This window comes from Pseudocnuella soli (assembly GCF_004347775.1).
GTDB lineage: Bacteria > Bacteroidota > Bacteroidia > Chitinophagales > Chitinophagaceae > Flavisolibacter > Flavisolibacter aquaticus.
In genome coordinates, this window is record NZ_CP037755.1 from 2040398 (window position 1) to 2052457 (window position 12060).

Annotated in this window: 6 protein-coding genes; 5 read left to right on the top strand and 1 reads right to left on the bottom strand. The window is 51.3% G+C overall.

Annotation, left to right across the window (positions count from 1 at the left end; genetic code table 11):
- Positions 1-285: 285 nt before the first annotated feature.
- Together EPD17_RS08490 and EPD17_RS08495 are read left to right on the top strand one after the other, a co-directional pair.
- A complete protein-coding gene (locus EPD17_RS08490; protein ID WP_132053405.1) occupies positions 286-1896 on the top strand; it encodes an aldehyde dehydrogenase (NADP(+)) in 1611 nt (536 codons plus the stop codon).
- 28 nt (positions 1897-1924) lie between these two features.
- Positions 1925-3130, top strand: coding sequence for a cupin domain-containing protein (locus EPD17_RS08495; protein WP_132053407.1), 1206 nt, complete (start codon positions 1925-1927; stop codon positions 3128-3130).
- A 495-nt stretch (positions 3131-3625) separates the two neighbouring features.
- Here the strand turns inward: EPD17_RS08495 and EPD17_RS08500 are convergent, their stop codons facing one another.
- Positions 3626-5569, bottom strand: a complete 1944-nt coding sequence (locus EPD17_RS08500) for an SMP-30/gluconolactonase/LRE family protein (protein ID WP_132053409.1) — start codon at positions 5567-5569, stop codon at positions 3626-3628.
- A gap of 157 nt (positions 5570-5726) precedes the next feature.
- Between EPD17_RS08500 and EPD17_RS08505 the strand changes: the two genes are divergently transcribed.
- From EPD17_RS08505 to EPD17_RS08515, 3 genes are all read left to right on the top strand, one after another.
- Positions 5727-6065 carry a hypothetical protein gene (locus tag EPD17_RS08505; protein ID WP_114235286.1) on the top strand — a complete coding sequence of 113 codons (339 nt, stop codon included), beginning with the start codon at positions 5727-5729 and terminating at the stop codon, positions 6063-6065.
- Between the two features lie 238 nt (positions 6066-6303).
- On the top strand, positions 6304-8565 hold the full coding sequence (locus EPD17_RS08510) for an outer membrane protein assembly factor BamB family protein (RefSeq protein WP_132053411.1): 2262 nt from the start codon (positions 6304-6306) through the stop codon (positions 8563-8565).
- 297 nt (positions 8566-8862) lie between these two features.
- Entirely contained in the window at positions 8863-12054 is a 3192-nt protein-coding gene (locus EPD17_RS08515; RefSeq protein WP_132053413.1) for a SusC/RagA family TonB-linked outer membrane protein, read from the top strand.
- Positions 12055-12060 lie beyond the last annotated feature (6 nt).

Sequence of the window (12060 nt, forward strand, 5' to 3'; positions counted from 1 at the left end):
CCCACTGCTGAATGCGGTGGGTGTTTTATTTGTTGCGAACAGTGAAATGTTTTCGATGTAATTGGTGTTGGAATATTGATGTTGTGCAAAATTCTAAATCTGATTTGTTGTTGCCAAACCAAGGCCTTTCGATGATATGCACCACCCCAATATGTTTATAATCCTTCGGTGGCTTTATTTGGAAGTATTGTACCCGCCTATTTAGATACCTTGTCTGGCGAACGATTGTGTACATAACAATGCCCGGGCTCAACCCGCGGGCTCAAAAACCTGAAACCTCATACCATGCTCCTCGGACATAACTTCATTGGATTTGAAACCAAATCGGCAGGCGATAAAAAACTAAAGGCATTCAGCACTGTGCAAAAAGAAAACCTGCCCGGCGACTTTGCCATAGCAACGGCCGAAGAAATAAGCGCCGCAGTGCAAAAGGCAAAAGCGGCATTTGAAACCTACAGCCAGACATCGTTTGCGGAAAGAGCGGCCTTCCTCGAAGCCATTGCCGACGAGATTATGGAGCTGGGCGATGCACTCATTCAGCGGGCACACCTCGAAACCGGCCTGCCCGAAGCCCGCATCACCGGCGAACGTGGCCGCACGGTAGGGCAGTTGCGCCTGTTTGCAGCGCACCTGCAGGACGGCTCTTTTGTGGATGCCATCATTGATACGGCTATGCCCGACCGTAAGCCGCTGCCCCGTGCCGACCTGCGCCGCATGATGTTGCCCATTGGGCCGGTGGCGGTGTTTGCAGCGTCAAATTTCCCGCTGGCATTTTCCACAGCCGGAGGCGATACTGCATCGGCGCTGGCAGCCGGTTGCCCGGTGGTGGTAAAAGCACATAGCGCCCACCTGGGCACCAACGAGCTGGTAGCATCGGCCATCATCAAGGCAGCTCAAAAAACAGGCATGCCCGATGGTGTGTTCTCGTCCCTCATTGGCGAGGGCTCTGTGCTGGGACAGCAGTTGGTAAAACATCCCGCCATCAAAGCGGTAGGATTTACCGGTTCGTTCCGCGGTGGCATGGCGCTGATGAAATCGGCGGTAAACGATAGGGAAGAACCCATCCCGGTTTATGCCGAAATGAGTTCCATTAATCCCGTGCTGGTACTACCTGGAAAGATAGCAGCCGATGCCGATGCAGTGGCGGCACAATTGAGTGCTTCCATCACGTTGGGCGTGGGCCAGTTTTGCACCAACCCTGGCCTCCTGTTTATCATTAACGACAGCAATACCGAAACCTTTGTGCAAAAGCTTTCCAGCGCACTGGCGCAGGTGCCTGCTGCCACCATGCTAAACAAAACGATTTGCTCGGCCTACCAGTCGGAGCGGCAGCAACTGCTGGGCCAGCCCGGCGTGCAGGCCCTGTTCCACGGCGAAGAAGCCGGTGCCGATTATAAAGCCACTGCTTCGCTGGCCCAAACAACCGCCGAAAATTTCAGGCAAAACAGCGCCCTGCAAAACGAAGTGTTTGGACCCACATCATTGGTGGTGCTGTGCAACGATGCTGCTGATTTAAAAGCAACCCTGGCGCATCTGCACGGGCAACTTACCGGCACGGTAATGGGCACCCCTGATGACCTGGCGCAGTTTCACAACAGCGTGGAAGTGATGACGCAAAAAGTTGGACGCCTTATTTACAACGGCGTGCCCACCGGCGTTGAAGTGTCGCATGCCATGATGCACGGCGGACCTTTCCCGGCCACTACCTTTGCGCATTTTACCTCCGTAGGAACGGAGGCCATCAACCGCTTTTTGCGCCCCGTGTGTTACCAGGATTGCCCGCAGGAATTTTTGCCCGATGCACTGAAAGACAGCAACCCGCTGCACCTGATGCGCAAGGTGGATGGTGTATTTACCCGTAATGCCGTGGGCCGGGTTGCCGCTGTAAGCTTGTAAACCATTAACAGATAAAAACTAACGATACATGAAGCGAGCCATATTATTGCTGGCGGCATTTGCTGCCCTGCAGTCCTTTGCACAAAACCTGAGCAAGCGGGTTGTGTTCAACGATCCATCCAAATACCGTCAACTGTCGGCGGTGCATGCTGGCGCCGGGCAAATGAAATTTACCGGCCTTATTGGCAGCCAGACCCTGGCCACCAACCTGCTGTACCTGCATGCCGGCGAAATTCCCGACAAAGCAGGCATCGGGCAGCATTTTCACCACACCATCGAAGAGATGTACGTGATCTTTGATGGCGAAGCGGAGTTTACCGTAAACGGCCGCACTTCCAAGATCAAAGGGCCTGCCGTGGTGCCCTGCAAACTGGGGCATGCACACGGCATTTACAACAACAGCGGCAAGGCGCTGCGCTGGCTCAATTTTGCGGTTAGTACCACCAAGGGCCGCGGCGACAATTTCGACCTGGGCGATGACCGCGTAGGCGCCTCGTTGGACGCCATTCCGCAGTTTGTATCGGGGCAGTTGAAAAAGGAAACGATGCGCACCGGCAATGCTGCTTATGCGGGCAACGGCGTCCTGTACCGCCGCATCCTGGGTCCGGATATTTTTGCCACCACCTGGAACCATGTGGATCATGTGATCATCCCGGCCGGAAGCAAAGCCAGCAGGCAGCTCGCCAACATGGAGGAAGTGTATTACGTGGTGAAAGGTTCGGGCAGCATTGGCGTAAATGGCGAAACGGCACCCATCAGATTGGATCATGCATTTTATGGCGCCAACGGCGAAACGGTGGCCATCAGCAACGATGGCAAAGAAGACCTGGAATTGCTGGTGATTGGTGTGGCCACAGCACCGAAAGAAGCTGCCCGCGCCACTGCACAGGCCAAGCCCAAAGCGATAGTACTGCAAATGGATTTTGTGGTAACCAAAGAAAACGCGGAGGCTTTCGAAAAAATGTACACCGGCGTATATGTGCCGGCCATGCTGGTGCAGCAAGGTTACCTCGAGTCGAAACTGCTGCGCATTTTCCCGGAAGCTGTTGAAAAGGAAATCCAGGGTGAAGCAACAGATTACAATTACCAGTTGCAGATCTCTTTCGACACCGAAGAAGCACGGCGCAAATGGGTAGCGAGCAAAGAGCACCAGGCTGCATGGCCCGCTGCAGAGAAGCTGGCAAAATCATTTAAATGGCGCGGCTACGATGTGGCCGGCGACAACCGCAAATAACGGCAATGCGCTAAACGATATAAAGCGTTTAAAAATAGAAAGGTCACCAACCAAAACACTTCAATTTTTAAATAGGGTTCTACTAAAACTTTATTGACCAACAATTTCAGGTGACGCAGTTTTTTATAAATCACTATACCGTCCGACTTAAACCTTCCCATGTATGCAAAAGCACCGGTGTTGCCGGGGCTTTTTTGTGTGTAGGTAAATGTGTTTTCGGTTTCCTTATTTGAAGTGCATGATCATCGAACTTGCGGAATTGTCATGCCGAACTTGTTTCGGCATCTCCTTGACGGAAGGATTCTAACCAAGATGAACCTACTGCAACGAGACCATTAGGAAACAGTCTTTGTCAAAATAAGAAAGCCTGCACCAATTGTGCAGGCTTTCTTATTTTAATCAATTATACTTTCGGTATTTACACAACTGCTATCACGTGACAACTACCACTCTTTCATTTTTCACGTTTCACTTTTCACATTTCACGAAAACCCCTTACAAGTAATTCACATACCCCTCCATATTCGTGCGGATCTTATACACTTTGCTGTAGCTCACAATGTACAGCGTTTTCATGTCGTTGTCGCCAAAACAAAGGCTGACAGGGAAGGAGGGCAGGTTGATCATGCCTACAAAGGCACCTTTTGCGTTGAAGATCTGTACGCCGTAATAAGTGGCTACATACAGGTTGCCCGCTTTGTCAATCGCCATGCCGTCGGCGCTAGACGATTTGCCTTTGCGGTCCAGCACATTTTCGATGAGGAACAGTTGCGCAAACTTACGGCCGTTTTTGATGGTGCCGTCGGGCTGTACATCATAAGCCCAGATGTAGTTGTCCTTTTCGCTTTTTACGGGGTACCAATCTTCATCGTCGTAGCAGTTGTTGATGAACAGCGTTTTGCCATCAGGCGACAGCACAATACCGTTTGGCATGGCAAATTCGTTGGGCTCCGTTACGCGGGTAATGGCTCCTTCGGGCGACACATAATAAACAGCGCGGCCTGGTTGGAACTTTTCGGCTTCCATCGTAAACTGCGGATCGGTAAAATAAAAGCCGCCTTTTGCATCCGTTACCACATCGTTGGGGCCGTCAATGGGCTTGCCATTGTATTTATCGGCCACCACACGCACCACTTCGCCGTTGGTTGTCATTTCCACCACGCGGTGGCCCATCATATCACACACCAGCAGGTTGCCGTTTTTGTATGGATACAATCCATTGGTTTGCATTTTACCCGCCGAAATGTTGCGGTAGCTGCCGCTGGGATCAAGCTCCACCAGCGAGCTTTTTTTAGGGTTGGCGCCAAAGTCTTTGTCAAAATACATGTTGGAGAAATACACTTTCCCATTCATCCATTTGGGGCCTTCGGTAAAAGTCAGTTCGGGCTTTGTTTTTTTACCATCCACCACCAGTTCCAGTTGTGCATTCTCGGGTATGATGGCGCGGAATTGGGCTTGCTGCGCTTTTTCTTTCTCCAGGTAGTCGGCACGGGCGGGCCAAAACACATCCAGCGCATCGCAACCAAGTTCGCCAATTTTAGCGCCATGCACCATGTTGGCAGGTATGCGCACCACGTCGCCGGTTTTCATAGCCTGTTCGCCATCCAATAATATTTCATCACATGCGCCACGCAGCACAAACATCATTTGCTCCTGCGGATGTATGTGGTGAGGAAACACCGAGTTGGGGTCCATCGAAATAAAACTCAGTTGCATGTTGGTGCCCGAAACCAGCCTTGAATGTGCGCCATCGGCCAGCTTGGTGAGCTGTATGTTATAGAGGTCATTTACTTTGTTGGGCGCTACGTTAGGCTGCATGGTTGTAGTTACATCGGCAGCGGTTGCAGGTATGTTTTGCACGCCTGCTTTTTGCAGGTAATCGAGGCGCAACGGGGTAGAAGCTTCCAGCAATTTGGCGCCGGCTGCACCAGCGGTAATGCCCGCTTTGGTTCCTTTTTGCAGGTACACAAAATCGGTGCGGGGCGTGGCGCTGTTGGCACCATCCGGCGCTACTCTTTTTTGCCCCATCATCGGCGTTGCCGTTCCGTTGATTGTTTGATCTATGCTGCCTTCCAGCACAAATACAAAGCGGTCGGCGGCCACGGTTTCTTCGGGAATTTTAGCACCCGGTGCAAGTTGCAGCACCGATATCATGGTGCCGTTGCCCCAAAACATTTTGGCGCCCACACCGGGGAATAGTTCGGCACTATCCAGCCCATCGATACTGGTTACTTTAGCGGCTTCCAGGTTCGACTGCACGGCGGCTGCAGGCAGCGATGGAAGTTCCTGTTTCTTTAAGTTATACTGCGCAATGAGGTCCGCGTTTTTTTGTTCCCAGCCGGCTTCGGCGCCCGACGATGAAGTACATTGGGTAATGGCAATAAGGGAAAAGCCAATGAGGCCATAGCAAACGGTTTGCTGCAATCGTGTTGCCCACATAATGGTGATCTTTTTTTATGGTACAAAGTGGGAAAATAGTTATTCCGGCACAGGGAATTGTCTAGTATTTATCGGCGGATTATAATGAACGTTTTTTGTAATGGGTAATACTATTTTTAACCGTCCTAATATTTTTTCAATCAAAATTCTGTTTGCCATGAAACTGCTATTGACGTTCTTAATGATCGTTGGAAGCCTCACCACCTTTGCACAAAACGCTATTGACGGTAACTGGAAAGGAAGCCGCGAAACACCAAACGGTACATTCGAAATCAACTACACATTTAAAGCGACAGGCAACGCATTGACAGGCGTTTGGAAAACGCAGTTTGGCGAAGCCAACCTGGAGAATGGTAAGATTGATGGCAAGAAATTTTCGTACACCGTTTCCATCAACGACATGAAGCTGGAATACACCGGCGAAGTGATCAATGAAAATGAAGTGCTGATCAAAAGCGAAAGAGGCGAAATGAAATTGGCCCGTGTAAAGCCATAATGCGCAGCCTTTTTGCTTCGGCAACTCTGTAGCTTCCGGTTGTATTTTTTATATAGTGAACCGGCGGTTTACAAACATCAAGTTATTTTATTCTGGCCTCCGGCAAAACCAGTGCTCCATGCCGGGGGCCTTGCTTCCAATGAAACAAAAACGTTCGCCGTTTTACAACACTATGTAAGCCGGATCGAACGGGCCATCCCTATACCGTCCAGAACCGATTTCTTCAAACGATTGCTACATGATCTTTAAAAGATTGCCTGCCAAGATTCCCCTTGTCCTGATCTCACTGGTGTGTTTTTTTGCTTTTGCAGTGGTGCACAACGATGGCACCAAAACGGCACATGCTACCTGGAACCATTATGGCGGCGAACCCGACCAGTCGAAATATTTTGTAGGTGCACAACTAACCAAGGAAAACGTGAACCAGCTCCAGGTGGCCTGGGTGTATCCTACCATGGATTCGGCGTTTAATTTTTTCAGCCCCATCGTGGTGGATACTATTATGTATGTAATGGCTAAAAACTCGTCGCTGGTGGCCATACATGCCGCTACCGGCAAAGAGCTTTGGATCCACGCCAACCTGCAGGGCATTACCCGCAGGGGCATCAACTACTGGGAAAGCAAAGACCGCAAAGACCGCCGCCTCCTGTTTACCCTCAACAACACTTTACAGGCTATTGATGCCCTTACGGGCAAATCCATCATGAGCTTTGGCGACAGCGGCTATGTGGATATGCGCAAAAACCTTGACCGCGAACATACTTCCATCCGCCGCATGCAGGCCATGATGCCCGGCGTGGTGTTCGAAGACCTGATCATCATGGGCTCGGCACCAGGTGAAAGTTATTTTTCTGCACCCGGCCATATCCGGGCATATAATGTAGTCACGGGCAAGCTGGTTTGGAAATTCAATACCATTCCGCACCCCGGCGAGTACGGTTACGAAACATGGCCCAAAGACGCTTATAAATATGTGGGCGGCGCCAACGTGTGGAGCGAAATGTCGGTGGATGAACAACGCGGTATCGTGTACCTGCCCATTGGTTCGCCCACCTTTGATTTTTATGGTGCCGACCGCCTCGGCGCCAACCTGTTTGGAAACAGCCTGGTGGCACTCAATGCCCGCACCGGCAAGCGCATCTGGCATTACCAAACCGTGCACCACGACCTGTGGGATTACGACCTTGCATCGGCACCGCAGCTACTAACGGTAACGCGCAACGAAAAAAAGATTGATGCCGTGGCAGTGGCCACCAAACACGGTTTTATGTTTGTGTTTGATCGCGTTACAGGCAAACCTGTTTTCCCCATCGAAGAAAAACCTTTCCCCGCCAGCGCCATGCCCGGCGAAAAAGCTTGGCCTACGCAGCCCATTCCTTCCCTACCCAGTTTTACACGGCATAAGGTGACAAAGGAAATGCTGAACCCTTACCTGCCCGAAGCAGAAAAAGAAAAATGGAGCAAGCGCATTGATGCGGCCCGCTCGGGGCTATTTGTGCCGCCTTCCGATAAATACGAAACCATCATGCTGCCCGGTGCATTGGGAGGCGTCAATTTTGGCAATACAGCATCGGCGCCCAATAAAGGCATGATGTATATTTTAACCCAGGAGTATCCTTCGGTGTACAAACTGGAGCGGGTGAAAAAGCCCACCGAGCTGATGTCGAAAGACGATGTGGAGAAAGCAAAAAACCTCATCACCACTTCCTGCGTATCCTGCCATGGCGATAACCTGGCCGGCCGCGGCATTGCACCCAATATTGTTACATCGGGCCAGCGCATGACGCTGGATGAATTTAAAACCCTGCTCACTGCAGGCCGCGGCCAGATGCCCGGTTTTGCACACGTGGACGATCAAAGTGCGGCTGCGGTATTCCGTTACCTCGGTGGCAACACCGCTGCACGTATGGGCTTTGGCCCGCGCCGCGATGCGTCGGGTAAAATGCCTGATGGCCCCGTAGTAGCATCGGGTGGTGCGCCGGTAAAACCCGATGTTGCACCCAAACCGCCCATGTCCGATTACCCGCAGGGTGTGGCACACCCCGCGAACCGGTACACCACCGATTACGGCACGGCATGGCCCAACCTGCTGGGGCCGCCCTGGGCCTGGGTTATTGCGTATGATTTGAACAAAGGCACCATTAAATGGAAGCAGCCGCTGGGCGAAGATTCGATCAGTGCGGAAAAAGGCGATAAAACAGCTGGTGCCATCAACGGCTCGCAACGGAAAGGCATGATCGTTACCTCCACCGGCCTATTAATCTGCACCGGTAAAGGCGGTAAACTATACGCTTACGATGCCGACAACGGCAAGCTGCTGTGGGAAACAACATTGAGTTACGAATCGAATGCGCAACCCATCATGTTTGCCATGAACGGCAAGCAATACATCGTGGTGAATGCATCGAACAATTTTGCAAAAGACAGTTATAACCACTCCAAAAAACCGGGCGCTTTACCAAGGGGCTATGTGGCGTATGCGCTGCCCGATACCAAATAAAAACTGACAACTAAAATGAGTTAACGATAGCAGCAAACAATTTGAAGCAACAGGTAATTAGCGGCTTTGATAGAAGAGGTGTTGGTGATTTTTTCAGTGCTGCTACCTGTTGCTAACCCTCCAACAAACATTGATAAAGCATCGATAAAAACTGACGCGAATTTCCACCTCATTGTTTCACAAAACCCCCACCAGCATATGAAGTAAAGCCCCCAAATGCCAACTACCAGCATACACCATGCTGCACCAAACGATTGTTAGCGCTATTGCGTCATTAACCAACATTTATCAATTTTTATGAGAAAAACGATTGCTCAGCCATCAGGGCTCAACAAAGCGCTGTTGATTAAACCGCTATTGGTTTTGTCATTGGCCGCCAGCCCTGCAGTCTTGTTTGCCAACAACCCCATCGACAAAGATCCAACCCACAACAACTACGCTTTTACGGTACGGGGCCGCGTGGTTGACGAAAGCGGCAGCCCCCTCAGCAGCGCCACCATTACCGAAAAAGGAACCACCAATACCACCAGCACCGATGCCAACGGTCTGTTTTCCCTCAACGTGCAGGGACAGGAAGCTACATTGGTGATAACATTTGTAGGATTCAGCACTAAAGAAGTAGCTGTAAAAAGCGGCACCAATGCACCCGTGATCGTGCAAATGAGCACCACCGCCAACTCAATGGAATCGGTGATTGTGGTGGGCTACGGCACCCAGCGCAAAGCCACTTCTACTGCATCTGTGTCTACCGTAAAAGGTGCACAACTGGCCACGGTTCCGGCAGCCAACATTTCCAATGGTTTGGCCGGCCGCTCCACCGGTATCATTACCCGCGCCAATGGCGGCCGTCCCGGCGCCGACAACGCCACCATCACCATCCGCGGCGCCGCCACCACCGGCAATAGCTCACCGCTGATTGTAGTGGACGGTGTGATCCGCAACAACATCAACGAAGTTGATCCCAATAACATCGAAAGCGTTTCGGTATTGAAAGATGCCGCTGCGGTAGCGCCCTTTGGTTTGGGCGGCGCCAATGGCGTAATCCTGATCACCACCAAACGCGGAACCGTAGGTGCGCCCAGCATTTCATTTGGCGGGTACTATGGCTACCAGGAGCCTACTTATTTGCCTAAAATGCTCAGCGCACAGGATTATATGCGGTTGAAAAACGAAGCCTATTATACCGAAAACCCAACGGGTACCAACCCCACTTATCCGCAAACCTTTATCGACGAGTACGCGGCCAACAACGCAAAGGATCCGGACAAGTATCCGATCTCTGATGCATTGAATGATGTGGTGAAAAAATCGTCGCCCATTTACCAGGCCAACCTGCAGGTGCGTGGCGGCAGCCAGTTCCTGAAGTATTTTGCCGGCATCAGCTATTTCAAGCAGGATGGTATGTTTGAAAAATCAACGTACGACCGGTTTAACTACAACCTGAACCTGGATGTGAACGTAACGCCTACCACCACCGCATCGTTCTCGCTGAACGGATCGATGCAAAAAACAGCCGACGTGGACGGTGGCACCGGCCAGTTGTTCCGCGGTGTGTACAAGTTTGTTCCGGTAGCACCACTTACATTTACCAACGGTTTGTGGGGTGAAAGTTCGGGCAACGCACCAATTGGCGTAATCAACTCAACGGGTTACTACCGCCGCAATACCACCAACCTGCTGAGCACACTTGCCATTGAGCAAAAGCTGCCCTTCATCAAAGGCCTCAGCGTAAAAGGTTCGGTTAGCTATGACCCGTATAACTACCTCGATAAGCAATGGCACCGCCCGTTTGCCTATTACACGCAAAACACCAGCACTACACCATACACGTACACCCGTGCCTTTTCCACACAGGAAAACAGTGCTGCAACTTTTGCCTGGCTGAACCAGCAATACTGGCAGCAAAACAGCCTTACGCTGCAAGGTTACCTGAACTATGCCCGCTCGTTTGGCAAGCACGATTTTACCGGCCTGGTAGTGGCCGAAAAACGCAGCGCCAAGCAGCTTGATTTCAGTGCACGCCGCAACAACTTTGCAGTGGACATCGACGAGCTGTCGCTGGGTTCTTCCAACAAAAACGACTTCGAAAACAGCGGTGCATCAGGCACTTCAAGCCAGGTGGGTTATGTATACCGCGCCAGCTATGCTTTTGACAAACGTTACCTTTTGGAAGCATCGGGCCGCTATGATGGGCACTACTTTTTTGCCCCCGGCAAAAGATGGACATACCTGCCCGCATTTTCTGCAGGCTGGGTTATTTCCAACGAAAAATTCTTCGAGCCCGTTCAGTTTATGGATTATTTGAAAGTACGTGGCTCCTGGGGTAAATCGGGCAACCTGGCCGGTAACCCATTCCAGTTCCTGAGTGCTTACACGCTGCGCGGCAACGCCTATGCATTTGGCGATGGCGCACTGGTTCAGGGCTCTTATGTTGACCGCGAAAACAACCCCAATATCACTTGGGAAATTGGCAAGAAAACCGACGTTGGTTTGGAAGCTCATTTCCTGCGCGGCCTGTTCCGCCTGGAAGCTGATTATTTCTTTGAAAGAAGAACCGGCATGCTGCTGGCTCCGAACATTGTAGTGCCACAGGAATATGGCCTGTCGCTGGCACAGGAAAATGCAGGCATCATGGAAAACCGCGGTGTTGAATTGTCGCTGGGAACCACCATGCGTTCCAAGAGCGGTTTCCAACTGTCGGTTGATGGCAACTTTACTTATGCCAAAAACAAACTGGTACAAACATTTGAAAACCCCGTTACCAAAAACGACCCTCGCCGCAGCCGCACCGGCCGCCGCAACGGCACCGTGTTTGGCTACAAATCAATGGGCCTGTTTACCACCGACGACGACAAGAACAAAGATGGTTTTATTACTGCTGCCGACGGCTACAACGTAGCACAGTTTGGTACGCTGCGTCCCGGCGATATTCGTTATGCCGACCTGGGTGGACCCAACGGTACACCTGATGGCAAAATCGACTCGTATGATGAAACAGAGATCGGCCACCCAACCACTCCGGCCATCATCTACGGCATCAACGTAGCCGCCAGCTGGAAAGGCTTTGACTTTTCTGCACTGTTCCAGGGTTCGGGCATGTCCAACTTCAACATCTACGGCTTTATGACCGTAGCGCACCTGAACAACAACAGTAACTCGGCTTACGAATATTATAACAACAGGTGGACTCCGGAAAACCAGAACTCGAGGTACCCAAGGGCTTACTCGGCACCATCGAACAACAACGGTCAAACCTCTGATTTCTGGCTGATGAACAGCTCGTACCTGAGGCTGAAGACCGCTTCTTTGGGTTATTCCATTCCCGGCAACCTTGCATCGAAAGTTCGGATGAAGTCGCTGCGGCTGTACGTTACCGGTCAGAACATTTTGACCTTTAGCAAACTGAAATTTACCGACCCCGAAACAACCGGCGAGCAAGGCTACCCCATCCAAAGAACCGTAACCTTTGGCTTCAACACCACCTTCTAATTTTCA

Excerpts from the sequence above, each read along its gene's own strand:
- EPD17_RS08490 (WP_132053405.1), top strand. The coding sequence starts at position 286 with ATGCTCCTCGGACATAACTTCATTGGATTTGAAACCAAATCGGCAGGC.
- EPD17_RS08515 (WP_132053413.1), top strand. The coding sequence starts at position 8,863 with ATGAGAAAAACGATTGCTCAGCCATCAGGGCTCAACAAAGCGCTGTTG.
- EPD17_RS08505 (WP_114235286.1), top strand. The coding sequence starts at position 5,727 with ATGAAACTGCTATTGACGTTCTTAATGATCGTTGGAAGCCTCACCACC.
- EPD17_RS08495 (WP_132053407.1), top strand. The coding sequence starts at position 1,925 with ATGAAGCGAGCCATATTATTGCTGGCGGCATTTGCTGCCCTGCAGTCC.
- EPD17_RS08510 (WP_132053411.1), top strand. The coding sequence starts at position 6,304 with ATGATCTTTAAAAGATTGCCTGCCAAGATTCCCCTTGTCCTGATCTCA.
- EPD17_RS08500 (WP_132053409.1), bottom strand. The coding sequence starts at position 5,569 with ATGTGGGCAACACGATTGCAGCAAACCGTTTGCTATGGCCTCATTGGC.